Origin of the sequence: Amycolatopsis jiangsuensis, assembly GCF_014204865.1 — a bacterium.
In the GTDB taxonomy this organism is placed as follows: Bacteria; Actinomycetota; Actinomycetes; order Mycobacteriales; family Pseudonocardiaceae; genus Amycolatopsis; species Amycolatopsis jiangsuensis.
Genome location: NZ_JACHMG010000001.1, coordinates 216,099 through 239,698 on the forward strand (window position 1 = coordinate 216,099; position 23,600 = coordinate 239,698).

At 72.2% G+C, this 23,600-nt stretch carries 24 protein-coding genes; 14 read left to right on the forward strand and 10 right to left on the reverse strand.

Annotation, left to right across the window (positions count from 1 at the left end; genetic code table 11):
- The 5 genes from BJY18_RS00920 to BJY18_RS00940 are packed head-to-tail and all read right to left on the reverse strand — an operon-like array spanning position 1 to position 4,946.
- Entirely contained in the window at positions 1-1,347 is a 1,347-nt protein-coding gene (locus BJY18_RS00920) for an MFS transporter (protein WP_184776877.1), read from the reverse strand.
- A gap of 32 nt (positions 1,348-1,379) precedes the next feature.
- Complete coding sequence (locus BJY18_RS00925) at positions 1,380-2,798, reverse strand: FAD-dependent oxidoreductase (protein ID WP_184776878.1); 1,419 nt, start codon at positions 2,796-2,798, stop codon at positions 1,380-1,382.
- Positions 2,795-3,589, reverse strand: coding sequence for an SDR family NAD(P)-dependent oxidoreductase (locus BJY18_RS00930; protein ID WP_184776879.1), 795 nt, complete (start codon positions 3,587-3,589; stop codon positions 2,795-2,797). The genes BJY18_RS00925 and BJY18_RS00930 overlap by 4 nt, the downstream gene beginning before the upstream one ends.
- Positions 3,582-4,415: an SDR family NAD(P)-dependent oxidoreductase gene (locus tag BJY18_RS00935; protein ID WP_184776880.1), complete on the reverse strand. Its 834-nt coding sequence runs from the start codon at positions 4,413-4,415 to the stop codon at positions 3,582-3,584. Before BJY18_RS00935 ends, BJY18_RS00930 begins: the two co-directional genes overlap by 8 nt.
- Positions 4,416-4,451: 36 nt before the next feature.
- Complete coding sequence (locus tag BJY18_RS00940; RefSeq protein WP_184776881.1) at positions 4,452-4,946, reverse strand: nuclear transport factor 2 family protein; 495 nt, start codon at positions 4,944-4,946, stop codon at positions 4,452-4,454.
- Between the two features lie 106 nt (positions 4,947-5,052).
- Between BJY18_RS00940 and BJY18_RS00945 the strand changes: the two genes are divergently transcribed.
- Positions 5,053-5,805, forward strand: a complete 753-nt coding sequence (locus BJY18_RS00945; protein WP_312873691.1) for an IclR family transcriptional regulator — start codon at positions 5,053-5,055, stop codon at positions 5,803-5,805.
- Between the two features lie 88 nt (positions 5,806-5,893).
- On the opposite strand, the gene BJY18_RS00950 is transcribed toward BJY18_RS00945, so the two are convergent.
- Entirely contained in the window at positions 5,894-6,661 is a 768-nt protein-coding gene (locus BJY18_RS00950; RefSeq protein WP_184776883.1) for an oxidoreductase, read from the reverse strand.
- Between the two features lie 46 nt (positions 6,662-6,707).
- Between BJY18_RS00950 and BJY18_RS00955 the strand changes: the two genes are divergently transcribed.
- Positions 6,708-7,280, forward strand: a complete 573-nt coding sequence (locus BJY18_RS00955; RefSeq protein WP_184776884.1) for a TetR/AcrR family transcriptional regulator — start codon at positions 6,708-6,710, stop codon at positions 7,278-7,280.
- A 150-nt stretch (positions 7,281-7,430) separates the two neighbouring features.
- Here the strand turns inward: BJY18_RS00955 and BJY18_RS00960 are convergent, their stop codons facing one another.
- Positions 7,431-8,081, reverse strand: a complete 651-nt coding sequence (locus BJY18_RS00960; RefSeq protein ID WP_184776885.1) for a response regulator — start codon at positions 8,079-8,081, stop codon at positions 7,431-7,433.
- The gene (locus BJY18_RS00965) at positions 8,078-9,298 is read right to left on the reverse strand and encodes a sensor histidine kinase (RefSeq protein ID WP_184776886.1); all 1,221 of its coding nucleotides are present in this window, start codon (positions 9,296-9,298) and stop codon (positions 8,078-8,080) included. The genes BJY18_RS00960 and BJY18_RS00965 overlap by 4 nt, the downstream gene beginning before the upstream one ends.
- A gap of 167 nt (positions 9,299-9,465) precedes the next feature.
- Between BJY18_RS00965 and BJY18_RS00970 the strand changes: the two genes are divergently transcribed.
- Genes BJY18_RS00970 through BJY18_RS00990 form a run of 5 tightly spaced genes read left to right on the forward strand, consistent with a single transcriptional unit; the run spans position 9,466 to position 14,113 of the window.
- The gene (locus BJY18_RS00970) at positions 9,466-10,941 is read left to right on the forward strand and encodes an ArnT family glycosyltransferase (RefSeq protein WP_184776887.1); all 1,476 of its coding nucleotides are present in this window, start codon (positions 9,466-9,468) and stop codon (positions 10,939-10,941) included.
- Positions 10,938-11,534 (forward strand): GPP34 family phosphoprotein, encoded by a 597-nt coding sequence (locus BJY18_RS00975; protein ID WP_184776888.1) that lies wholly within the window; start codon positions 10,938-10,940, stop codon positions 11,532-11,534. The genes BJY18_RS00970 and BJY18_RS00975 overlap by 4 nt, the downstream gene beginning before the upstream one ends.
- Positions 11,535-11,578: 44 nt before the next feature.
- On the forward strand, positions 11,579-12,370 hold the full coding sequence (locus tag BJY18_RS00980; protein WP_184776889.1) for an isocitrate lyase/PEP mutase family protein: 792 nt from the start codon (positions 11,579-11,581) through the stop codon (positions 12,368-12,370).
- Between the two features lie 23 nt (positions 12,371-12,393).
- Positions 12,394-13,401 carry an aminotransferase class V-fold PLP-dependent enzyme gene (locus BJY18_RS00985; RefSeq protein WP_184776890.1) on the forward strand — a complete coding sequence of 336 codons (1,008 nt, stop codon included), beginning with the start codon at positions 12,394-12,396 and terminating at the stop codon, positions 13,399-13,401.
- A gap of 34 nt (positions 13,402-13,435) precedes the next feature.
- A complete protein-coding gene (locus tag BJY18_RS00990) occupies positions 13,436-14,113 on the forward strand; it encodes a hypothetical protein (RefSeq protein WP_312873692.1) in 678 nt (225 codons plus the stop codon).
- Positions 14,114-14,157: 44 nt separating this feature from the next.
- On the opposite strand, the gene BJY18_RS00995 is transcribed toward BJY18_RS00990, so the two are convergent.
- Positions 14,158-15,096, reverse strand: coding sequence for a ferritin-like domain-containing protein (locus BJY18_RS00995; protein WP_184776891.1), 939 nt, complete (start codon positions 15,094-15,096; stop codon positions 14,158-14,160).
- A 134-nt stretch (positions 15,097-15,230) separates the two neighbouring features.
- Here BJY18_RS00995 and rimP point away from each other — a divergent pair, with 134 nt between their 5' ends.
- From rimP to rbfA, 6 genes are all read left to right on the forward strand, one after another.
- Complete coding sequence (gene rimP, locus BJY18_RS01000; protein WP_184776892.1) at positions 15,231-15,746, forward strand: ribosome maturation factor RimP; 516 nt, start codon at positions 15,231-15,233, stop codon at positions 15,744-15,746.
- Positions 15,743-16,789 carry a transcription termination factor NusA gene (gene nusA, locus BJY18_RS01005; RefSeq protein ID WP_184776893.1) on the forward strand — a complete coding sequence of 349 codons (1,047 nt, stop codon included), beginning with the start codon at positions 15,743-15,745 and terminating at the stop codon, positions 16,787-16,789. Before rimP ends, nusA begins: the two co-directional genes overlap by 4 nt.
- Before the next feature lie 2 nt (positions 16,790-16,791).
- Positions 16,792-17,181, forward strand: coding sequence for a YlxR family protein (locus BJY18_RS01010; RefSeq protein ID WP_184776894.1), 390 nt, complete (start codon positions 16,792-16,794; stop codon positions 17,179-17,181).
- 88 nt (positions 17,182-17,269) lie between these two features.
- The gene (infB, locus tag BJY18_RS01015) at positions 17,270-20,230 is read left to right on the forward strand and encodes a translation initiation factor IF-2 (protein WP_184784328.1); all 2,961 of its coding nucleotides are present in this window, start codon (positions 17,270-17,272) and stop codon (positions 20,228-20,230) included.
- A gap of 293 nt (positions 20,231-20,523) precedes the next feature.
- Entirely contained in the window at positions 20,524-20,817 is a 294-nt protein-coding gene (locus tag BJY18_RS01020) for a DUF503 domain-containing protein (protein WP_184784329.1), read from the forward strand.
- 33 nt (positions 20,818-20,850) lie between these two features.
- On the forward strand, positions 20,851-21,327 hold the full coding sequence (gene rbfA, locus BJY18_RS01025; RefSeq protein WP_184776895.1) for a 30S ribosome-binding factor RbfA: 477 nt from the start codon (positions 20,851-20,853) through the stop codon (positions 21,325-21,327).
- Between the two features lie 167 nt (positions 21,328-21,494).
- Here the strand turns inward: rbfA and BJY18_RS01030 are convergent, their stop codons facing one another.
- Entirely contained in the window at positions 21,495-22,532 is a 1,038-nt protein-coding gene (locus BJY18_RS01030; RefSeq protein WP_184776896.1) for a TRM11 family SAM-dependent methyltransferase, read from the reverse strand.
- A 25-nt stretch (positions 22,533-22,557) separates the two neighbouring features.
- Between BJY18_RS01030 and BJY18_RS01035 the strand changes: the two genes are divergently transcribed.
- Positions 22,558-23,565: a DHH family phosphoesterase gene (locus tag BJY18_RS01035; protein WP_184776897.1), complete on the forward strand. Its 1,008-nt coding sequence runs from the start codon at positions 22,558-22,560 to the stop codon at positions 23,563-23,565.
- Positions 23,566-23,600 lie beyond the last annotated feature (35 nt).

Consider the following 23,600-nt stretch of genomic DNA (forward strand, 5'->3'; position numbering starts at 1 on the left):
TCACAACTGCTTCTTCCGGGTCCGGGTCCGGGTACCCGCCTCGCGCGGCACCTTCAGGAACACCAGCATCACCGCGGACAGGACGAGGCAGCCGATCGGGAAGTACAGGCCGATCGTGACGTCGGTGTCGGTGGCCGCAAGCCCGATCGCGTACGGGCCGAAGAACCCGCCCAGCGCGGCGATGGAGTTGATCGCCGCCAGCCCGACCGCGGTGTGTTCCTTGGACAGCACGCGTGCGGCCATCGCCCAGTACGGCGCCAGGTAGCCGAGCACCCCGACCGCCGCCAGGGAAAGACTGATCAGCGAAAGCACCGGCACCGACGTGAACTGGATCGCGCCGAAGAAGCCGAGCGCGGCCACCAGTACCAGCGCGATGACGTGCCCCTTCCGTTCCCCGGTGCGGTCGGAGCTGCGCGCCAGCAGCACCATGCCCACCGCCCCGACCAGGTACGGGATCGCGCCCAGCAGCCCGATGTTCGTGGACGAGTACTTCGGATCCAGCTGCTTGACGATCAGGGGCAGGAAGAACGTGAGCCCGTACAGCCCGCACGCGATGAACAGGTTCGAGACGGCCAGGTGCAGCACCCTTCCGTCGCGCACGGCACGCAGCTGGCCGAGGAAGGTCTCCTTCTGCTCCGGAACGTATTCGCGGTCGATCTCCGCCTGCAGCCAGCCGCGCTCCTCGCGGGTGAGGAACTTCGCGTCGGCCGGTTTGTTCGGCAGCCACAGGAAGGTCGCGATGCCGATCAGCACCGCGGGCGCGCCCTGCAGGATGAACACCCACTGCCAGCTGCTCATCCCGAACCAGTGCACGTGGTCGAGGATCCAACCGCCGAACAGGCTGCCCAGGATCAGCGCGATCGGCTGGGCGAGGGCGAGCGTGGCGATCGCCCGGCCACGCTCGCGGCCGCGGAACCAGAACGTGAGGTACAGCAGCAGCCCGGGGAACAGCCCGGCCTCGGCGATGCCGAGCAGGATCCGCGCGAGGATCAGGTGCGTCACGTTCGCCACGAACCCGGTCAGCACGGTGACGATGCCCCAGCTGACCGCGATCCGGCCGAGCCACAGCCGGGCGCCGACCTTGTTCATGACCATGTTGCTCGGGATCTCGAACACGACGTAGGCGAGGAAGAAGATCGCCGACGCGACACCGAACGTGGCGGCGGTGATGGTCAGCTCGGTGGCCATGCCGAGCTGCGCGTAGCCGATGTTGGCCCGGTCCATGTAGTTGAACACGTACAGCAGGCCGATCAGCGGCATCACGCGCAGCCCGACCTTGCGGACGGTGCGGCGGGCCAGCGGTGAGTCCGCCGCGGTGACGGCGGGGGCCCCGGCGGGGACGGTCATCGGATTCTCCTCAGAGCGGAAGACGGGCGGGCTCAGCCCGCGGCGGCGGCGCGGCCGGCGATCCGGCCCATGGTGACGGCGTTCGCGACGGCGTTGCCGCCACCCACGTAACGAAGGCCCAGCACCCCGGCGCCGGCCTCGCCGGCGGCGAAGAGCCCGGGTACCCGGTTGCCGAGCGCGTCGAGCACCGCGGCGCCGGCGTCGATCTCCAGCCCGGCGTGCGTGCAGACCAGCTCGGCCGGCAGGGTGCGCGCGGCGTAGAACGGTGCGGTGGCGATCTCGGTGGGCGGCTCGGTCGCGCCCTTGGCGGCGAGGCTTTCGTGCCGCAGGAACTCCGTATCCTCGCCGCCGGCGGGAAGCTGACCGTTCCACCGGTCCACAGTGGCCTGGAGCGCGGCGGCGGGTACGGCCATCTTCCCCGCGAGTTCTTCGAGCGTGCCGGCGCGGAGCGTGCGGCCGGAGTCCGCTTCGGACCGCACGTGCCCAGCGTTCCAGTGCGCGTAACCGGGCGGCAGGCCCTGGCGGGCGCGGTCGTCGAAGACCATCCACACCGGACCGTCCTGTGCGGAGATGATCCCGCTGGACACCGCGTAGGAGGCGTCCTCGTCCATGAACCGTCGGCCGTGGGAGCCGACCAGGACCCGCGACCGCGGCGGGAAACCGGACTGCCAGTGGTGCAGGCGCTGGAAATACGCGGTGGGCAGGAGAAGACCCCAGCCCTCGCCGGTGATCGCGGCGTCGACCTGGTCGCCGAACGCGAAGTGGTCCCCGCGGGAACCGGGTGCGGCGACGACGAAAAGGTCCTCGCCCGCGGCGTCGGCGTCGGGATAGTAGCGGCTGCGCAGTGCCGGATCCTGCGCGAACCCACCACTGGCGACGACCACCGCGCCTGCCCGCACCTCGACGCCGTCGGCGACGACGCCGGTCACCCGTCCGTGCTCGACCAGCAGCCGCTCGACGCGCGTGTTCAGCACCGCCTCGGCCCCGGCCCGCCGCCGGGCGCGGTCGAGCACCTGTACGAGTCCGTAGCCCTGGTCCTTCGGCACGTGCCCGCGCCACACGTCCTCGACACCCGCGCGGGTGAGTCCCGGCGTGTGCGCGTCGTGGGAGAACTTCGCCGGGATGTCCGCCCCGAGCTCGATCAGCCACTCCACGGCGGCCCCGGCCTGACGGCAGAACGCCTTGACCAGCCCGGGTTTCAGCTGCCAGTGGTTGAGATCGAGGTAGTGCTGGAGAAACCGTTGCGGACTGTCTTCGACACCGAGCGCCGCCTGCACGCTGGTGCCTGCGGCGGTGAGCATTCCGGCGGACAGCTGCGTGGAGCCGCCGATCTCCCGTTCGGCCTCGAACAGCAGGACCGAAGCCCCGTGCTCGGCCGCGGACACCGCGGCGGCCAGGCCCGCTCCGCCGCCGCCGATCACCACGACGTCGGCCGTCGCGTCCGTGCTCATCCGAGGTCACCTCCGGCTCCGGCGACGATGCGGTGGTAGAGCCCGTTGGAGACCAGCCCGCCGTCCGCGGTGACCTCGCTGCCGGTCAGGTAGCTCGAACGGCCGGACAACAGGAACAACACCACGTCGGTGATTTCCCGCGGAGTGCCCATCCGTCCGAACGGGACACTGTCCAGTGCGGACGCGACGAAGGAATCGGCTCCGCCGAGCAGGCCGGTGTCCACGAGTCCGGGGTGGACGGAGTTGACCCGGATGCCCCAGCGCGCGAAATTGCCTGCGGCGGATTTGGACAGTCCGGTCAGGCCCCATTTGCTGGCGGAGTAGGCGGGGGAGAAGTAGCCGATCTGGCCGGAGACCGAGGAGATGTTGACGATCGATCCGCCGCCGGACTCGCGCATCAGCGGCGCCATCGCGTGCATTCCGTGGAACGGTCCGGACAGGTTGACCGCCAGGACCTGGTCCCAGACCGCGGCGGTGGTGTCGAGAAATTCCAGCCGCCGCGAGATGCCCGCGTTGTTGACCAGACCACCCAGTTCGCCGTGCTCCGCACGGATCCGGCCGGCCACGTCCGTCCACTGTGCTGGGTCCGTGACGTCAAGTCGATATGCGGTGGCCTTTCCGCCGGCTGCGACGATCTCCTCGGCGACCGGACCGGCGTCGGCGAGATCCGCCACGCACACGTGCACCCCGCGTTCGCCGAGTGCGCGCGCGTGCTCCCGGCCCATCCCGTTCGCCGCACCGGTGACGAGCACGACGTCCGGGTAGCGCACGGTCTCGACGGCGTCAGACATGGCGCGAGCCGCCGTCGACGGCGAGGCTGTGCCCGGTGACGTACCGTGCGCTGTCGGAAAGCAGGAACAGCAGGACGCCGAACACCTCTTCCGGCGAGCCGATCCGGTGCAGCGGCACCGCGGCCAGCGCTTTCTCCAGTGCCGGGGCGTCGTCCTGGATCCAGCGGGTCATCTCGGTGTCGATGTAGCCCGGTGCGATGGAGTTGACCCGGATGCCCTGGTCGCCCAGTTCCACCGCGAGCGATTCGGTGAGGTGGGCGACGGCGGCCTTGGAACTGCAGTACGCCGCGCGTCCCCGGCGCACGCGCACGGCCGAGACCGAGGCCATGTTGACGATCGCGCTACCCGGACGCATTCGCGCGGCGGCGGCCTGCGCGCCGAAGAGCACCCCTTCCACGTTGACCGAGAGGGTGGCGCGGATCTGCTCCGGCGTGACGTCCGGGACCTCGGCGAACGGGAAGATCCCGGCGTTGTTGACCCAGAAGTCGATCCGGCCGAACTCGTCGATCGCCCGCCGGGCCAGCGCCACGTGGTCCTCGGCGCGGGTGACGTCCAGTGTGGACGGCACGATCCGGCCGGGCTCGTCCGCGACGGACTCCGCGGCCAGCGCGGCGCTCAGCTCGTCCGCGGTGGCGGTCATCGCCGCGTCGTCGAGATCGCCCGCGACCACGTGTACCCCGCGGGTGGCCAGTCCGGCGGCGAACCGGGCACCCATCCCGCGGGCGGCGCCGGTGATCACCGCGACCTTGCCCGCCATCTCCGGGTAGTGCGCGGTCATCGGCTGGTGCAGCACCCGGCCGGGGCCGGTCGCTTCGGTGTTGCTCATGGTGCTCCTTGCGTTTTCCGTGACGGTGGTGCGGGATCAGCTGTCGCGGTGGACGGTGCGGCGACGGACTCGCCAGCCGGCAGCGGTGCGGACGAGTTCGTCGTCCAGCACGGTGATCCGGTGCAGCCGGGGCACGCCGCCCGCCGGGGTGCCCACGATCTGCAGGTAGGCCAGCGCGTGCACCGTGTCCGGGTTCTGTCCGGTTCGGACATCCACTGTGGACACGACGTGCCGCAGCCGTTCGCCGGATTCGGCACAGCCGGCATGGAATCGCTCGGCGAACGCGGTGAGCGCGGCGGTACCGGTCGCCGGTTCCGGATAGCTGGGCGACCGGAACCGCCCGTCCGGGGTGAACGTGGCGGCCCAGCCGGCGGCCCGGCCGGAGTCGATCGCGTGGCTCTGCCGCCCGTACAACTGGTGCACGGCGAGCACGTCCGCCACCGGGACCTCGGGCGGGACTTCGGCCGGGACCTCTGCCGAGACTTCGGCCGGGACCCCAGCCGCAGATCCGGTGGGGCGACTGTCTGCCATGCCGGAACCTCCGTTGTCCCGTCCGGATGTGCGTGCTATATTCGCACGCATCGTGCGATATGGAGAAACAGTAGGTCGCACGCCGAGCCGTCGTCAAGGGAGTCGTGTGTCCGGGACCGGGGAAGCCGAGGCCGAGCTGTCCGAAAACGGGCCGTCCGAGAAGGGGCTGTCCGAGAACGGGCAGCCGCGCAGTGGGCAGTCCAAGACCCTGCACCACGGCCTCCAGGTGCTGGAGCTGCTCGTGGATCATCCCCGTGGGCTCACACTCACCGAGATCGCCGAGGGCATCGGGGTGCACCGCACGGTCGCCCACCGGCTGGTGCGCACGCTGGAGGCGCACCACCTGTGCCGGCGCGATCGGTTCAAGCGGATCTCGCTCGGCGCCGGCCTGGTGCGCCTGGCCGAGCCGGTGGAGCAGGATCTGCGCACGCTCGCGCGGCCGGTGCTGGAGGAGCTCTCCGACGCCGGGGGCGCTTCGGCGCACCTGGTGGTCCGCGAGAACGGCGAGCAGGTGCGGATGCTGATGATCGTGGAACCGAGACAGGCACGCATGCACGTGTCGTTCCGCAGTGGCCAGCTGGATCCGATCGGCCGCGGCTCGGCGGGGCTGGCGATGCTCGCCGCCGAAGCGCCGGTGGCGGGGGAACGCGAGGAGATCGCCCGCGCCCGCACGCGCGGTTACGCGGTGTCGACCGGGGAGATCGCCCCGGGCATCACCGGGATCTCCGCGGTGGTCCCGGCCGGCCGGGACGCCGCGGCGACGAGCATCGGGCTGTCCCTGTTCGAGGCCCCGGACGCCGACCGCCTCGGCGAGCTGGTGGTCGGCGCGGCGCGGCGGCTCGGAACGCTGCTCAGGTAGGCGGCCGCTCGGAACGCTGCTCAGGTAGGCGTCGGCTCGGAACGCTGCTCAGGTAGGCGGCGGCCCGGAACGCTGCTCGAGGAGAACGTCAGACGGTGGGGATGATCCCGCCGTCCACCCGGAACTGTGCCCCGGTCAGCCAGCCGGCCCGGCCGGAGGCGAGGAACACGATCAGCTCGGCCGCGTCCTCGGGGGTGCCGGGGCGGCCCATCGGGACGTTGAGGGTGGCGGCCAGCTCGCGGTGTAGTTCCTCCAGGCTCACACCACGGCTTTCGGCCATCTCGCGGTGGTGCGCGAGCGCGCCCGGAGTGGGGATGAATCCGGGCAGTACGCACACGACCCGTACCCCGTGCGGGCCGACTTCGGCGGCCAGTGCGCGGCTGTAGGAGTTGAGCGCCGCTTTCGCCGCTGCGTAGGAGGCCTGGCTCGGCTGCGGATAGTGCGAAGCGATCGAGGAGACGTGCACGACCACTCCTTCCCCGCGTTCGACCATGCCCGGGACCAGGTGACGGTCCAGCCGGACCGAACTGAGCAGGTTGAGGTCGAGGTCGGCGGTCCAGGAGTCCTCCGGCCGCTCGAGCGCGGTCGCCGGGGCCGAGGCCGCACCGGCGTTGTCGACCAGGATGTCGATGCCGCCGACGAGATCGGTGACGTCGCGGGCGAGGTCGGCGGCACCGGCCGCGGTCGAGAGGTCGGCGCGCACGTACGTGGCCGGCAGGTCGGCGGGTGGTTCGGAACGCGCGGCGGCCAGCACAGTGGCGCCCGAGGCGGCGAACCGCCGCACGGCCGCCTCGCCGAGACCCCGGCTTCCGCCGGTCACCAGAACCCGGCGCCCGGTGAGCTGATCAGTGTCCATGCCGGCAAGGTACCTTACTTTCGTGTAAGTCAGCTATCCTCGGGACATGACCCCCTCCGCGGACGGCCGGCGCACCGGCACCCGGGACCGCATTCACGCCACCGCGCTGGAGATGTTCACCACCCAGGGCTACGAGCGGACCACGCTGGCCCAGGTCGCCGACCGTCTCGGCATCACCCGGCCGGCGGTCTACCACCACTTCCGCAGCAAGGAAGACCTGCTCACCAGCGCCTACGACCGGCTCGTCCCGGACCTCGACGCGCTGGCCGCGAGCCTCCGCCCGGCCCCGGCCCCGCGGCGGACCCGCCGGACGGCGCTGGACCGGTTCGCCACCCTGCTCGCCGGAGCCGACGGCGCGGTGCTGGTGTGCGCACGGGTGAACGAACACGCGCTCCGCGGCCTTCCCGCCGCCGCGGAGGTCCTGACCCGGCTGGACGAGCTCGCCCAGCTGCTCGCCCCGGCCCAGGACGTGGAGAGCCGCATGCGCGCGCGGCTGGCACTGAGCGCCCTGACCATGCCCGCCGCCCGTGCCCCTCACCTGGGCGGCACGGAGGAGGACCGGCACCGCGCCGCCCGAGACGTCGCCCACGACCTCCTCTTCGGCTTACGAAAGTCGTGAACGACCTCCGGCCCCTTCGTCCTCGTGAGTGGCGAGTGCGGCTCGCCACTCACGAGGTGATCAGCGGGGGCGCGGCTCGGACAGGGCGGCGGGGTGCTTCGATTCCGGGTGCGGTGGGGGTGCTCGCAGCCGGGAGGGCGCTGTCCTGCGTCAGGGGCTGACCAGTCCCGCCTCGTGCGCGAGCAGGCCGGCCTGGGTGCGGTTCGTGCAGCCGAGTTTGACCAGCATCCGCGAGACATAGCTCTTCACCGTCGCCTCGGCGAGGTGCAGGCGGCCTGCGATGTCCGCATTGGACAGTCCTTCGCCGAGGCAGGACAGCACGTCACGTTCGCGCTCGGTCAGGGCCGCGGTGCGGCGGCGGGCGTCTTCGCCGCGTTCGCGGGTGCCCGCGGACAGGGTGACCAGCCGGCGGGCCGCCGTGGGCGAGAGCACCGTGTGCCCGTCGGCCGCAACCCGGACCAGCCCGATCAGGTCTTCCGGCGGCGTCGACTTCACGAGGAACCCCGCGGCGCCGGCGCGCAGCGCACGGATCACGTAGGTGTCCGCGTCGAACGTCGTGAGCGCGACGACAGCGGGCGGGTCCGGCAGCGCCGTGATGCGCCCGATCGCGGTGAGCCCGTCGACACCCGGCATGCGCAGGTCCATCAGCACCACCCGGGGACGGTGGCGGACCACCGCCTCCACCGCCTCGGCGCCGTCCTGGGCCTGCGCGACGACCTCGATGTCTCCGGAGGAACCGAGGATCGTGCGCAGGTGCGCGCAGACCATCGGCTCGTCGTCGGCCACCACGACCGTGATCACCGGGCAGCACCTTCCGTGGTCGGGACGTAGGCGGGCAGTATCGCACCCGTCCGGAACCCGCCGCCGGGCAACGGACCCGCTTCGAAGACCCCGCCGACCAGCTCGACCCGCTGGCGCAACCCGCTCAGCCCGGCCCCGGAGCCACTGCCCGCGAGCGCCGGATCCGGTGCCCGCCCGGACCGGGTGCTGCTCACGCACACGTCCAGCCCGCCCGGGTGGTAGCGCAGCGAAACCGTGACCGAGGAACCCGGCGAGTGCTTGCGCACGTTGGTCAGCGCCTCCTGCACCACCCGGTAGGCGGTCCGGGCGACGGTCGGCGACAGCACGGACGGATCCCCGGTCGCCGACAGCTCGGTGGTGATGCCGACCGCGGCGGACTCCGCGACCAGATCGGCTACGTCACCCGCGGGCGAGAGAGCCGGCGGTTTCGGCTCGGCGGCGGCATTGTCGCGCAGGACGCCCACGAGGTCGCGCAGTTCGTCGAGCGCGTGCGCGCCTTCCCGTCGGATGTCCTCCGCCGCGCAGCGGACCGCCGCGTCCCCGGAGGCCACGCCGAGCGCTCCCGCGTGCAGCACCATCAGGCTCAGCCGGTGGGTGACGACGTCGTGCATCTCGCCCGCCAGCCGGCGTCGTTCCTCCGCGCGGGCTCGTTCGGCGAGCAGATGCTGCTCGCGTTCGGCGCGTTCGGCCCGGTCACGCAACGACCGCAGCAGCTGCCTCCGCGCCTCGAAGTACAGCGAGATCGCCACCGGCAGCGCGGTGCTCAGCAGACCGAACGGGGTGGTGTTCCACGCCGGGTCCCACGGCCGCGTCGCCAGCACCGCGAGGACTCCGGCGATCCACAGCAGCCGCCGCCGGTCGACCAGGCAGGCCAGCTGGCTGAGCACCACGGGGGTGACCGTGGGCACGGTCATCAACGTCGGCTTTTCCGCCGGGAGCAGCAGGCCCGGCGAGAACAGGTCCGAGGCCAGCATCGCCAGCGATCCGGCGACGAGCAGCCCGGCGACCAGGTTCGGGAACCGGATCAGCAGGAGCAGCGCCAGATCGCAGCCGATCATCAGGACCAGCGCGGCGTACGGGCCGAGCGCTCCGGTCGTCGGTCCGGACGCGAGGAAGAGCCCGGCGTCGATGCCGATGAACACCAGGGCGGTGGCCGCGAGCCAGATCGCGTCGGACGGCTTGCGCCAGAGCCCGCCCTCGCCCGTGGATCCGGTCATCCGCTCACGGTAGCCGCCGGCGCGGGTCGTCGCGGGCGAATGCCACCGGCCGGACCTCCGGAGTCGACGAAAGTTGCGGACAGCCGTGCGGCTGTCCACTTTCGTCGCTCCGGATGGCTACCGGGCACGCTTATCCCGCACCGGTCCGCCGCGGTGCACTGGCAGCCATGACGAGCCAGGAGACCCACCCCGTCGAAGTCGTCGCCGAAGCCCGCGGCGCCCCGCCGTTCGCCCGGCTGCCGGTGCTGTCCGTCGCGGCGTGCCTGGCCGCGGTCCTGGTGGCCACGAGTGTCCGCTACGCGCACGGGTTCGACGAGCTGTACTTCCTGGTGGCCGGTCGAGATCACTTGAGCTGGGGGTATTTCGACCAGCCACCGCTCGTGCCGTTGCTGGCCGGCACGCTGGACCGCTGGTTCCCCGGTTCCCTGCTCGCGTTCCGGCTGCCGATGGCGCTCGCGGCCGCCGCCGGTGCCGTGGTGACCGCGTTGATCGCCCGCGAACTGGGTGGCGGCCGCGCGGCACAGGTGATGGCCGCCGGCGCGTACGCGACGTCCGGGCTGGTGATCATCAGCCACTGGGTCGGCACCTACGGACTGGACCCGTTCTTCTGGACGCTCGTGGTGTTCCTGCTGGTGCGCTGGACCCGCACCCGGCGGGACGGGCTGCTGATCTGGGCCGGGGTGGTCACGGCGGTCTCGTTGGAGACGAAGTTCCTCATCCCCGGGCTGTGGGGCGCAGTACTGGCGTCCGCGCTGGTGCTCGGCCCGCGAGGACTGGCCGGCCGCCCGAAACTGTGGCTGGGTGCGCTGATCGCGCTCGTCGCCACGATCCCGGCGCTCGTCTGGCAGGCGACGCACGGCTGGCCGTACACGCAGATGGGCAGCGTCGTCGCGGCCGAGTTCCCCGGCTACCTCGCCTTCGCCCGCGACGGGCTGCTCGGCGCGGGAATCGGCATCGGGGCCCTGGCCCTGGTGTACGGCATGTGGCGGCTGCTGCGGTCGCCGGAGCTGAGGCCGTACCGCTACCTCGCGGTGGCGCTGCTGCTCGTGGTGGCCGTCGTGGTGCTCACCCACGGCCGGGCGTACTACCTGATGAGCCTCTACGCGTTGCCGTTCGCGGCGGCCGCGACCGAGCTGTCACGGCGGAAGCTGGTGCGCTGGTGGAAAACCCCGGTCGGTCTCGCGTTCGCGGTCTCCGCGGTGGTGACCGTGGCCGGGCTGCCGGTCTGGCCGTCCTCGGTGAAAGCCACGTCCTTCGGGCCGATTCCGCTCGGCACGGTGTTCGCCGAGGGGGAGACCGTGGAACAGCAGCTGGCCGACGGAGTCGGGCAGGCCTACCTCTCCCTCCGCACACCGGTGCGCGAGCAGACGGCGGTGTTCGCCGGGATCTACCCGTTCGCTGCGTCGGTGGAGTATTACGGTCCGCGGTACGGGATCCACGAGGTCTACAGTGGACACCGAGGGTACTGGTACTTCGACCGGCCACCGGATTCCGCGCGGAACGTGCTGTACGTGGGGGAGGACCCGGCGGTGCTGCGCCGGTACTTCTCCTCGGTGACCGAAGTGGCGCCCGGCCTGATCTGGCTGTGCAGCGGGCGCGGGCCGTCCTGGGACACGATCTGGCCGGAGGTCCGGAGCCGATGAACCTTTCCTTGCCCGCCAGTGGTTATCTGCTGGCCTGCGCTCCGGAGGGAGGCCGGATCGGGAACCGCCGCCGCACCGCGCTGCTGGTGCGTGCGGCGGCGGCCACCGACCTGGTGTTCCGGGGCCGTCTTCGCGACGCCCATGGCCACGCCGAGCCGGCCGGCCAGGGCCCGACCGGCGACCTCGTGCTCGACGACCTGCTCACCGAAGTCCGCGGGCGCGGGGCCTGGCCGTGGCGCTCGCTGCTGCGGCACGCGACCATGGACACCTTGCGGTCGGTGGAACTCCAGCTGTCCGCGGCCGGAGTGCTGACCACACACACCACCGCGGTGCTGCGCCGGAACACCCGCACCGTCGCGGATGCGGAGCTGGTCCGTACGGTGCACGAACGGGCCGAGCGGGCGCTCACGAGCCCGTTGTCCGAAGTGGACGCCGCGTCCGCCGCGCTGCTGGCGCTCGCCGCGGTTGCCGGCGTCGGGGTGTCCCGGCGGACAGCACGTCGACATTCGGCGCGGCTGGCGGAGTTCGCCGTTCCGGTGGTCCCGGCGTTGCGGAAAGTGGTACGCGGGCGGTGGGCGATGATGGCCGGGTGATACTTCCATCGTGATGGAAGTGTCCCGGCGGTAGCGTCACTCCCATGAGTTTCGCGTCCCTCCATGTGCCGGGTGATCCGCTGTTGCTGCCGAACGTGTGGGAGTTCGGACTGGCCGCCTCGCTGGCCGCCGCCGGCCACCCGGCGATCGGGACGAGCAGTCTCGGCGTGTCCGCGGCCGGCGGATTCGCCGACGGGGCACCGGATTCCCGCGCGGCGACGGTCTCCCTGGCCCGTGCCGTGACCCCGCTGGACGTGCTGGTGAGCGTCGACCTCGCGGACGGCTTCAGCGCCGACTCTGGCGAGGTCGCCGAACTCGTCGCGGACCTGGCCGACGCCGGGGTCGCGGGCGTGAACCTCGAGGACGGCCGCGCCGACGGCACTCTCGCGCCGGTAGCGCTCCAGTGCGCCCTTCTGCGAACGGTGCGGGCGCGGGTCCCGGGAGTGTTCCTCAACGCGCGCACCGATCCGCTGTGGCTGAACGCCGGTTCCGTCGCCGACGCGATCGCCCGTGCCCGGGCCTACGCCGACGCGGGCGCGGACGGCGTGTTCGTCCCGGGAATCGCCGCGCCGGAGGACGTGTCCGCCGTCGTGGCCGCGGTGGACGTACCGCTGAATGTCCTGCACCTGCCGGGAAAAACCACCTTCGCCGGGCTCGCGTCGCTCGGTGTCGCGCGGGTGAGCCTGGGGTCGACGCCGTACCGGGTCGCTCTGGCCGCCGCGCTGGCGACCGTCGCGGCGGTACGAGAGGACGAGCCGTTGCCGGTGCCGCCACCGGCTTACGGTGACGTCGCCGCATTGCTGCCGGAGCACCCGGAGCACCCGGGGCATCGCTGACGCACCCCGGTAACGTCGGCGGCATGCTTGCCTTCGGAGCCGAATTCGCCGTTCCCGCCGGATATCTGAACACGCCCAGCATCGGAGTGCCGCCCGCGCGCGTCGCCGACGCGGTCGAGCGGGCGGTGCGGCGGTGGCGAAGCGGCCAGGACACTCCGGGCGGGTTCGACGACGTCGTCACGCGGTCGCGGCAGGGATTCGCGCGGCTGGCCGGGGTGCCGGCCGAGCGGGTCGCGATCGGGGCGTCGGTGTCCCAGCTCGTCGCCTGCGTCGCAGGCGGGCTGCGGCCGGGGGCCCGGGTGCTGGCTGCCGGACGCGAGTTCACCAGCGTCACCTTCCCGTTCGCGCAGCGGGCCGAGGTCACCGAGGTGCCGCTGGAAGAGCTGGCCCGGCACGTCGAGGGACACGACCTGGTGGCGGTGAGCGTGGTGCAGTCCGCGGACGGGCGGGTCGCCGACCTCGCCGCGCTGCGGGCCGCTTCCGAAGCGGCCGGCGTGCCGGTGCTGCTGGACGTCACCCAGGCCGCCGGATGGCTGCCGCTCGACGTCGCGTGGGCCGACTGGGTGGTCTGCGCGGGCTACAAATGGCTGTTCTCCCCGCGCGGCTGCGCCTGGCTCGCCGTGCACCCGCGGGCACACGAGCGGACCACCGCGGTCGCGGCGAACTGGTACGCGGGCGAAGATCCGTGGACCACGGTGTACGGGATGCCGCTGCGGCTCGCCGCCGACGCCCGCGCGTTCGACCTCTCGCCGATCTGGCTGGCGCACGTCGGGGCCGCCGAAGCCTTCGACTACGTCGACACGCTGGACCTCGCTGCGGTCCGGGACCACAACGTCGCCCTCGCCGACACCCTGCTCGGCAAGCTGGGGCTGCCGGAGCGGGGGAGCGCGATCGTGGCGCTGGAGGCCGACGCCGCGCGGTTCGCCGAAGCGGGCGTCGTGGCCGGTGTGCGCGACGGCCGCGTCCGGATCGGATTCCACCTCTACAACAGCCCTGACGACGTCGAACGCGTTCTCGGCGCATTCGGCTGAGCCCGCCTGGGGCGGTGAACTACCGTATGGGCCCGTGGCCAACCCGCACTATCCCGCCAGCCCCTCGGACACGGCACCGCTCGCGGCGGTGCCCGCCCGGCCGGGCCCGCCGTCCGGTCCGCCGCCCGGCTCGCGTCCCGCCGACCGTCGCACGCTGCTGCTGCGTGGCGGCGGGCTGGTCGTGATCGCCGTGGTGGCCGGGCTGGTCTGGTACCTGGTCCGGCACGACAGCACGCCGGAGCAGCCGGTCGCCCAGCCGTCCGCGCAGAGCCAGGGGTTCGCCTTCGAACTCGTGGAGGGGCCGGTCAAGGCCACCGACTGCGCGGACAACTCCTACAGCGGCGCCAAGAAGTACTTCCAGGAGAACCCCTGCACCTCGCTGTCCCGCGCGCTGTACACGGCGCCGTCCGGCAGCGCGAAGGCACTCGTCTCGGTCGCCGTGGTGACCATGCCCACCGCCGCCCAGGCGACCGCGCTCAAGCAGCTGACCGACACCGACGGCACCGGGAACGTGAGCGACCTCGTGCGCGACGGCACCTACCACGGGTCCGGCGCGCCGAAGCTCAGCGGCGACAAGGCCGAGTACGAATCCGAGGCCACCGGCACCGACGTGACGATCGTGCTCGCCGACTTCTACGCCGGGCACCAGGATCCGGCGCTGCTCCAGCGCATCGCGAAGGACGCACTGAAACTCTCCGCCAAACAACGCTGACTCGGCTGACCCGTGAGTGGCGAGCCGGTCAGATCACGAACCACTCACGAGGATTGACCGGGGAGCGCGACCGCAGCCGGGCTTTCGCCCGCTTCCTGGCGCCAGGGCGTGCCGCGGCGGGCAGCGGCCACGAGGGCCTGCACCGCCATGCCGCGCAGCCCGCTGTCATCGGTGTGCGTGATCACGCCCAGCCACGCGGCCGCGGAATCCGCTTCCGCGCTGGCGACCAGCGCGGCCGCCGACGCCGTGTCCGTGACCGGCTTCGGCGGCACGTACGCCGCCTCCGGCGCGACCGGCGTGGCGCCGGCCGAAGTGATCATCTGCGTGACCAGGTCGCGGCGCGCGGTGTGCTCGGCGCGCCCCGCCTTGAGCGCTTCGCCGAAGTCGCCGGGCAGGAACGCCGTGACGAGCCCGTACACCCACAGCGCGGCGTGCTCGCTGGACAGCGCCTTCTGCAGCGACTCCACGGCGTCCTCCGGCACCGTCCCGGACGGCGCCGTGACCGGCTTCGCATCGTTGCCCGGCCCGAGGGCCGCGCCGAGCCGCTGCAGGCTGGCGCAGCCGGCGGCGACCGCCGCGACCAGCCCGGCCCGGTAGGCGGGCAACCCCGGCACGAGGTTCTCCGCTTGCGTGCGGGCGGTCGCCAGTCGCTGCTTGAATCCGCCCAGCTCGTCCGGCGGGGCCGCGGGCGTGGCTTCCTTCTTCGGCCGGTTCAGCCGGTCCACCTCGGTCTTCAGCGCGGCCGCCTGTGCCGCGCGCGCGTCCGCGACCTGGGTCGCGAGCTGCCCGCCGGCGCCGGAGGCCAGCTTCCGGGCGGCGGTGGCGTCGGCGTCCGCGGCGGCCAGCAGCGGGGCGAGCGGATCGGGTTCTTGGTCGTAGCCGCCGGAACAGGCGGCGAGCGGCACGGTGGCGGCGGCCAGTGCACCCAGTGCACCCAGGCGCAGCACGCCGCGCCGGGAGCGCTCGGTCGGTGTTGCGGTCACGTCGGCCCATCCTGCCAGGCCCGCCCGGGGCACTGCCGCTCGCGCGTCCCGGCGGGGACGCAGGATAAGCTGGTCCCTCACCGACCACCGTCGTGACCAGCCCGCGTCACCCCGGCCGAACAGGAGTGCTTTACGTGCCCAACGAACTCGCCAGCCGGCTGGAGCCGATCGTGGCCGCAGCCGTCACGACCGCGGGTTTCGACCTCGACTCGCTCGAGGTGCGCCATGCCGGCCGCCGGCAGCTGGTGAAGGTCGTCGTCGACTCCGACGACGGGGTCGGACTGGACGAGGTCGCCGAGGTCAGCCGCACGGTGTCGGCCGCCCTCGACGAGAACGAGCACGTGCTCGCGAGCGCCTACACGCTCGAAGTGACCTCACCGGGCCTGGACCGGCCGCTCACCCGGCCGCGGCACTGGCGGCGCGCCCGCTTCCGGCTCGTGCGGATCAGCCCGGTCGAGGGCGCCGAGTACCTGGCGCGCGTGGGGTCCGCGGGCGAACGCAGCGTCCGGGTGCTGGCCGAGGGCCGGCTGCGTGACCTGGCCTACCAGTCGGTGGCCACCGCGGTGGTGGAGGTCGAGTTCAAGCAGCCTCCCGCCGAAGACCTGAAACTGCTGACCGAGGCCGGAACGCCGGGGGAGGAGCCGAAGTGAACGTCGACATCGCCGCACTGCGGGCGATCGAACGGGACAAGGACATCCCCTTCGACACGGTGATCGAAGCCATCGAGACCGCGCTGCTCACCGCCTACAAGCACACCGACGGGCACCAGCCGCACGCCCGCATCGACGTCGACCGCAAGACCGGGCTGGTCCGCGTCCTCGCGCACAGCCTCACCGCCGAGGGCGAGGTGGACGAGGAATGGGACGACACCCCGGAGGGGTTCGGCCGGATCGCGGCCACCACCGCCCGCCAGGTCATCCTGCAGCGGCTGCGCGACGCCGAGCACGAGAAGACCTTCGGCGAGTTCTCCGCCAAGGAAGGCGAGATCGTGGCCGGCGTGGTGCAGCGCGACGCGCGCGCCAACGCCCGCGGCATGGTCATGGTCCAGGTCGGGGACACCGAGGGCGTGCTGCCGCAGGCCGAGCAGGTGGCCGGCGAGTCCTACGAACACGGTGCCCGGATCAAGGCGTTCGTGGTCGGGGTGTCCCGCAGCAACCGCGGTCCGCAGATCATGCTGTCGCGGTCGCATCCGAACCTCGTGCGCAAGCTGTTCGCGCTCGAGGTCCCGGAGATCGCCGACGGGTCGGTCGAGATCTCGGCGGTGGCCAGGGAACCCGGGCACCGGTCCAAGATCGCGGTCCGCTCCACCGTGGCCGGCCTGAACGCCAAGGGCGCCTGCATCGGCCCGATGGGCCAGCGCGTGCGCAACGTGATGAGCGAGCTGGCCGGCGAGAAGATCGACATCATCGACTGGTCCGAGGATCCGGGCCGGTTCGTCGGGAATGCGCTGTCGCCCGCGAAGGTTGTGTCGGTCACGGTCGTGGACGAACGGGCGAAGACCGCCCGCGTCGTCGTGCCGGACTTCCAGCTCTCCCTCGCCATCGGCAAGGAGGGCCAGAACGCCCGGCTCGCGGCCCGGCTCACCGGCTGGCGGATCGACATCCGCAGTGATGCCGCCCCCGCCGAACCGCAGGGTGAGCAAGACCACGCCGGGCAACCGCGGCCTGCCGCGGCCACCGGTTCCTCCGAGTGAGGATGCAGGCGCTAGACTCATCAGTGGTTCAGCGCCCGCGGCGGGCAAGCGTCAGCACAGCCGAGCACCAGCGTGACCGGTCCTTCCCGGTACGCACGTGTGTCGGTTGCCGGCAGCGGGCACTGATCGGTGAACTGCTGCGCGTGGTCGCGGTGGACGGGCGGCTGGTCGCCGACGAAGGTCGGCGGCTGCCGGGCCGGGGAGCATGGCTGCACCCCGAACCGGGCTGCCTGGCCCGCGCCGAGCGGAAGCGAGCGTTTCCCCGGGCCCTGCGGGCCCCGGGCGCGCTCGACGCCGCCGGCCTCCGCGAGCACGCGGCGTTCGCCGCGGACAACGATTGCGGGACCACCCCGCAATCGCAGGAAACAAGGAAGCAGGTCGACCCGTCATGAGTCAGCCGTGAAGCTGAAGCCATGAACGCGCGACGGTAAGGACGAGGTCAGCGGGTCACCGCCTGGCCTCCCCTGGATGAGGAGAGCTGTGCCAGGCAAGGCCCGTGTACACGAGCTCGCGAAGGAGCTCGGCATCACCAGCAAGGAAGTTCTCGCCAAGCTCAAGGAGCAGGGCGAATTCGTGAAATCCGCGTCGTCCACGGTCGAGGCGCCGGTCGCCCGACGGCTGCGCGACGCGTACCCCGCCAAGGGCGGGAAGAAGTCCGGTCCCACCCCCGGTCCGCGGCCCACGCCGCCGGCTCCGGCGGCACCGGCGGCCCCGAGCGCTCCGCGCACGCCGGCCCCGCAGCAGGACACGGCGGCCCAGCCCGCCGCGTCCGCCGCGCCGTCGGCACCCGCGGCGAAGCCGGGACCGCAGGCACCCAAGCCGGCCGGACCGGGCGCCCGCCCGGGCCCGCGTCCCGGCCCCCGGCCCGCCGCGCCGTCCCCGGCGCAGCAGGCCCCGGCCGCGAGCGCGAACGAGGCCCCGGCCGCGCAGCCGGCGCCGAAGCCGCAGGACGGCCAGTCCGGCGCAGCGCCCGGTTCGGTCGTGCCCCCGAAGCCGCAGGGTCCCAAGCCCGCCGGCCCGAAGCCCGGTCCGCGCACCCCGCGGGTCGGCAACAACCCGTTCGGCGTCGGGTCCGGTTCCCCGGCCCCGCGTCCCCCGGCCCAGCGCCCCGGCCCCGGTCAGGGCGGTGACGCCCGGCCGCGTCCCGGCGGCGGTTCCGGCGGCGACCGGCCGGCCCCGCGTCCCGGCGGCACCGGTGGCAACCGGCCGAGCCCGGGCAACATGCCCCCGCGGCCGAACCCCGGCATGATGCCGGGCCGTGCCCGTCCGGCCGGTCCGGGCGGACCGGGCGGCGGCGGCCGTGGTGGCCCCGGCGGCGGTGGCCGTCCGGGTGGCGGCGGTCGTCCCGGTGGTGGCGGCGGCGGGTTCCGCGGCGGCCCCGGTGGCGGTGGCGGCGGCGGTTTCCGTGGCGGTCCCGGTGGCGGCGGCGGTGGCGGCGGCTTCCGTCCCGGCGGTGGCGCACCGGCCGGCGGCGGTTTCCGCGGCGGCGGCCGTGGCGGTCCCGGTGGCCGCGGTGGCACCGCGGGTGCCTTCGGTCGTCCCGGTGGACCCTCGCGCAGGGGCCGCAAGTCGAAGCGGCAGAAGCGCCAGGAGTACATGGACAACATGCAGGCGCCCAGCGTCGGCGGCGTCCGCCTGCCCAAGGGTGGCGGCGAGACGATCCGGCTGCCGCGTGGTGCCTCGCTGACCGACTTCGCCGAGAAGATCGACGCCAACCCGGCTTCGCTGGTGCAGGTGCTGTTCCACCTCGGCGAGATGGTGACCGCGACGCAGTCGGTGTCCGACGACATCCTCGAGCTGCTCGGCGGCGAGATGAACTACCGGGTTCAGGTCGTCTCTCCCGAGGAGGAGGACCGCGAACTGCTGGAGACCTTCGACATCACCTACGGCGAGGACGCCGGTGACGAGGAGGACCTGCAGATCCGTCCGCCGGTGGTGACCATCATGGGTCACGTCGACCACGGTAAGACCCGCCTGCTGGACACGATCCGCAAGACCAAGGTCCGCGAGGGCGAGGCCGGCGGCATCACCCAGCACATCGGTGCCTACCAGATCGAGACCGAGCTCGAGGGCAACCCGCGGCTGGTCACCTTCATCGACACCCCGGGTCACGAGGCGTTCACCGCCATGCGTGCCCGCGGTGCCAACTCGACCGACATCGCGGTGATCGTGGTGGCGGCCGACGACGGCGTCATGCCGCAGACGGTGGAGGCGATCAACCACGCGCAGGCCGCGAAGGCGCCGATCGTGGTGGCGATCAACAAGATCGACAAGGAGGGCGCGAACCCGGACAAGATCCGGCAGCAGCTCACCGAGTACGGCCTGATCGCCGAGGAGTACGGCGGCGACACGATGTTCGTGGAGATCTCCGCACGCGAGAACATCAACATCGACGGCCTGCTGGAAGCGATCCTGCTGACCGCGGACGCCGCACTGGACCTCCGGGCCAACCCGGACATGGAGGCCCAGGGTGTCGCGATCGAGGCGCACCTCGACCGCGGCCGCGGCCCGGTGGCCACGGTGCTGGTGCAGCGCGGCACGCTGCGCGTCGGCGACTCCGTCGTCGCGGGCGACGCCTACGGCCGCGTCCGCCGGATGGTGGACGAGCACAACGAGGACGTCACCGAGGCGCTGCCCTCGCGTCCGGTCCAGGTCATCGGGTTCACCTCGGTGCCCGGTGCGGGCGACACGTTCCTGGTGGTCGACGAGGACCGCGTGGCCCGGCAGATCGCCGAGCGCCGGTCGGCCCGCACCCGCAACGCGCTCAACGCGGCACGCCGCAAGCGGGTCAGCCTCGAGGACCTCGACTCCGCGCTCAAGGAGACGAGCAGCCTCAACCTGATCATCAAGGGTGACAACTCGGGTACCGTCGAAGCGCTCGAAGCGGCGCTGCTGCAGCTGGACGTCGGCGAAGAGGTCGAGCTGAGCATCGTGCACCGCGGCGTCGGCGGAGTGACCGAATCGGACATCGACCTGGCCACCGCGTCCGACGCGATCGTGCTCGGGTTCAACGTCCGGGCACAGGGCAAGGCGACCGAACGGGCCAACCGCGAAGGCGTCGACGTCCGGTACTACACGGTCATCTACCAGGCGATCGAAGAGATCGAGCAGGCGCTCAAGGGCATGCTCAAGCCGGAGTACGAGGAGGTCGAGCTGGGCCGCGCCGAGGTGCGCGAGGTCTTCAAGTCCTCCAAGATCGGCACGATCGCCGGGTGCCTGGTGATGTCCGGGGAGATCCGGCGCAACGCCAGGGCCCGCCTCCTGCGCGACGGAGCCGTCGTCGCGCAGAACCTGCCGATCAGCTCGCTGCGGCGGTTCAAGGACGACGTGGTGGAGGTCCGGGAAGGCTACGAGTGCGGCCTCACGCTGGGCTCGTACGGCGACATCAAGGTCGACGACCAGATCGAGACCTACGAACAGCGGGAAAAGCCGCGGGCGTAGAGGTTGGTTTGGGGGAGGGGTGTGTTCGCGGAAAGCGCTCACCCCTCCCACCTCTACGGTGTCTCTTGGGGGTCGAATCCCCAAACCCCCGCCAGGGGGCAAGCCCCCTGGACCCCCGCCGTGGTCGGCTAGGGGGTGCGCCTCCCGGCCGACTGCCGGCGTGGTTGGGCAGGGAGGTAAGTCTCCTGGTTGACCGCGGTCGTGGTGGGCCAGGTGTTCGCTGGAGCCGTTGTGGTGGGCCGGGGGGAGTGCTGCTGGCTTCGGCCGTGGCCGAGTGTGCTTGTGAGGTGAGTGTGTTCGTCGGGGCGTTGGAACTCGATCTGCTGCTTGACGACGTGCATTCGCTCAAGCAGAAACGATCCCTGGTCCGCCCGGTGGTGGCCGAACTGCGCAAACGATTCACGGTGTCGGTGGCCGAGGCCGGACACCTGGACCTGCACCGGCGCGCCCTCATCGGGGTGGCCACGGTCGCCGCCGGTGGCGACCACGTCCGGGACGTGCTCGACTCGTGCGAGCGGTTCGTGGCCTCGCGGCCGGAGTTCGAACTCCTCTCGGCACGCCGCCGGCTGCTCGGCCCGGACGACTAGAACCACAGGATTTCGAAGAAGGAGACCTCAGCCATGGCCGATCCCGCTCGGGCCCGGAAGCTCGCCAAGCGGATCTCGCAGATCGTGGCCTCGGCGATCGAACACGACGTCAAGGACCCGAGGCTGGGCGCGGTGACCATCACCGACGCCCGGGTGACCGCGGACCTGCACGACGCCACGGTCTACTACACGGTGCTGGGCGAAAGCGTCGACGCGGCACCGGACTTCGCCAGCGCCGCCGCCGCCCTCGAAGCCGCCCGCGGTGTCCTGCGCACCAAGGTGGGCCACGGCACCGGCGTCCGCTACACCCCCACGCTCACCTTCGTCGCGGACAGCATCCCGGACGACGCACGCCGCATCGAAGAGCTGCTCGCGAAGGCCCGCGAGGCCGACGCCGAAGTGGCGCGCCAGGCGACGGGCGCCCAGCACGCCGGCGAAGCAGACCCGTACAAGCCCCCGCGTACCGAGGAAGACGACGAGGAACCCGCCGAAGAGGAGACCCGGGGCTGAAGGACCGCAACACAGCTCCACCGTCGTGCGACGCGACACCCTGCCGAGTGGTGCCGCGGCGCGCGTCGCCGCCCGCCCCCGGCGCACCACCCCGATGGGTGCGCCACCCCCGGATGCCCCGTCCGCCCGGTGGCCGGCCGTGACCCTCCCCGGGCGCGGTACGCCGGTCAGGCCGGCTTGGCCGCCACCACGAGATCACGCACGATCGCTTGATCCACGCGGTGCGCAAGCTGTTCGTGCGCGCCACCTTCGCGCACCTCGAGACCCGCGCGCGCCAGGATCGTCACCAGTTCCTCACGAGGCAGCACATGGGTGTTCCACGAGATCCCCATGGCACCGCCTGGTCGCAGTACGCGTGTCCAGACCGGCACTGCGGCCGTGAGGAGATCGCGCGGACTGCGAGCGAGGCCCGCGTCGCGGTGGCTGCCGTGCTGCACGCCGTACGGCGCGTCGGTGACCACCAGGTCCACCGAAGACGGCCGAAGCAGCTCGTCAGTGGTGAGGGTGTCGGCGTTGAAGTAGGTGAGACGGCGGGTGCGGCCGGCCTTGTAATCAGCCTTGTCGAAGGCGTACTCGACGTCGAGGCGACGGCCGAGCCTGGTCTTGTTGCGACGCAATTGTCCCGAATCGGCCGTGTGCTTCACCCGCTTCGTCCGCAACCAGGTCTTCAGGAACTGCTCGTACGCCTCGAAATCCCGGCTGTCGACGTCGAGGCCGGTCGCGTCGAAGCCGTACATCATCGCTTGGTTGAGCGTGGTTCCGCGGCCGCACAGCGGATCGAGAACGTGCAGCGGCCGGCCCGGCCAGTCCGCGGGAGCCGCGGTGGCGAGCAGCGTGAGGTTGAGCAGCAGCTTGGTGAACTGCTCGTTCGTCTTGCCCGCGTACTTCTGGATCGTGAGCAGATCCGAGTCCGTCTCCGCGAGCGGACGCACGGGCACCGGAGCCAGCAGGCCGTCGCGCAGCTCGAACAACGCGTACAGCGACGACAGGTTCGACAGCAGCGCGAGGTCCGGCTCGTCCAGCGGTTCGGCACAAGCGAACTTCACGTAGCCGACACCGCCCAGCTCGACCTCCTCGATCGCCGACACCGAGGCGCGCAGGCCGGCCGTGCCGAACAGCTCGAGCTCGGCACGCAGCAGCGCAGGCGCCGACGCGGCGTAGACCCGGTTGGCGGACGGAAGAACGAGGATCACGTACTCAGGCATCCCGCAGAGCGTAGCGTGACGCGCTGTGACAGCTTCTCTGGTGCAGGACATCGAGGCCGCGGCCGCGCTGCTGGCGGGGGCCACGGACGTGACTTTGCTCGGCCATGTGCGGCCGGACGCGGACGCACTCGGCAGTGCGCTGGCCCTCGGCCACGTGCTGCACCGCCGCGGCGCCCGGGTCCGCGTCGCCTTCGGCGAGCCCGACGAGACCCCGGAAACGCTCGCCTGGCTCGACGTCGACGGCCTGCTGACCCGCGTCGCGGACCTGCCCCCGGCAGACCGCCTGCTGGTCGCACTGGACACCCCGACCCCGGCACGGCTGGGCCGGCTGGCGCCACGGGTGACGGCGGCGGACGCTGTGCTCGTCGTCGACCACCATGCGACCAACACCCGTTACGGCACCCACCACGTGGTCGACGAGACCGCGGAAGCGACGGCAGTGCTCGTCACCCGGATCATCGAGGCGATGGGTGCCGAGCTGGACGAAGCGGCCGCGCGCAGCCTGTACGCCGGAATCGTCACCGACACCAGCGGTTTCCGTCGTGCGAGCCCGGAAACGCACCGGATCGCGGCCCACCTGCTGGAGGCAGGCGCCGACCCGGCGGAGGTGGCGCGGCGGATCGTCGACGACCACCCGTTCGCGTGGCTGCCGATGCTGTCCACCGTGCTCGCGCAGGCCCGTCTCGAACCGGAAGCCGCACAGGGCTTCGGTTTCGTGCACACGGTCGTAGGCGCCGCCTCCGTGGCGACCGTCCGCATCGAGGAGGTCGAGTCGGTGATCGACGTGGTCCGCACGACCCGTGAAGCCGGGGTCGCGGCCGTGCTGAAGGAAACCGCGTCCACCGGGGACGGTCCGGTGTGGACGGTCTCGCTGCGCTCGGCAGGCGACGTGGACGTGTCCGCGGCGGCCGCGGAGCTCGGCGGCGGCGGACACCGGATGGCGGCGGGCTGCACGGTGGCGGGCAGTGCCGAGGAGGTGCTGGACCGGCTCCGGAAGGCACTGGACCGGGCACCGCTGCTGCGCCTGCCGTGATTCGCGCCGTGCCGGTCCTGCCCGGCCTGTGACCT

What these genes read in the sequence shown, in the direction of transcription:
- BJY18_RS01030 (WP_184776896.1), bottom strand. Translation starts at nt 22,532, where the DNA reads ATGCCTGAGTACGTGATCCTCGTTCTTCCGTCCGCCAACCGGGTCTAC.
- BJY18_RS00955 (WP_184776884.1), top strand. Translation starts at nt 6,708, where the DNA reads ATGACCCCCTCCGCGGACGGCCGGCGCACCGGCACCCGGGACCGCATT.
- rbfA (WP_184776895.1), top strand. Translation starts at nt 20,851, where the DNA reads ATGGCCGATCCCGCTCGGGCCCGGAAGCTCGCCAAGCGGATCTCGCAG.
- BJY18_RS00950 (WP_184776883.1), bottom strand. Translation starts at nt 6,661, where the DNA reads ATGGACACTGATCAGCTCACCGGGCGCCGGGTTCTGGTGACCGGCGGA.
- BJY18_RS00985 (WP_184776890.1), top strand. Translation starts at nt 12,394, where the DNA reads ATGCTTGCCTTCGGAGCCGAATTCGCCGTTCCCGCCGGATATCTGAAC.
- BJY18_RS00925 (WP_184776878.1), bottom strand. Translation starts at nt 2,798, where the DNA reads ATGAGCACGGACGCGACGGCCGACGTCGTGGTGATCGGCGGCGGCGGA.
- BJY18_RS00975 (WP_184776888.1), top strand. Translation starts at nt 10,938, where the DNA reads ATGAACCTTTCCTTGCCCGCCAGTGGTTATCTGCTGGCCTGCGCTCCG.
- BJY18_RS01010 (WP_184776894.1), top strand. Translation starts at nt 16,792, where the DNA reads ATGCAGGCGCTAGACTCATCAGTGGTTCAGCGCCCGCGGCGGGCAAGC.
- BJY18_RS00930 (WP_184776879.1), bottom strand. Translation starts at nt 3,589, where the DNA reads ATGTCTGACGCCGTCGAGACCGTGCGCTACCCGGACGTCGTGCTCGTC.
- BJY18_RS00920 (WP_184776877.1), bottom strand. Translation starts at nt 1,347, where the DNA reads ATGACCGTCCCCGCCGGGGCCCCCGCCGTCACCGCGGCGGACTCACCG.
- BJY18_RS00940 (WP_184776881.1), bottom strand. Translation starts at nt 4,946, where the DNA reads ATGGCAGACAGTCGCCCCACCGGATCTGCGGCTGGGGTCCCGGCCGAA.
- BJY18_RS00980 (WP_184776889.1), top strand. Translation starts at nt 11,579, where the DNA reads ATGAGTTTCGCGTCCCTCCATGTGCCGGGTGATCCGCTGTTGCTGCCG.
- BJY18_RS00970 (WP_184776887.1), top strand. Translation starts at nt 9,466, where the DNA reads ATGACGAGCCAGGAGACCCACCCCGTCGAAGTCGTCGCCGAAGCCCGC.
- BJY18_RS00935 (WP_184776880.1), bottom strand. Translation starts at nt 4,415, where the DNA reads ATGAGCAACACCGAAGCGACCGGCCCCGGCCGGGTGCTGCACCAGCCG.
- BJY18_RS00965 (WP_184776886.1), bottom strand. Translation starts at nt 9,298, where the DNA reads ATGACCGGATCCACGGGCGAGGGCGGGCTCTGGCGCAAGCCGTCCGAC.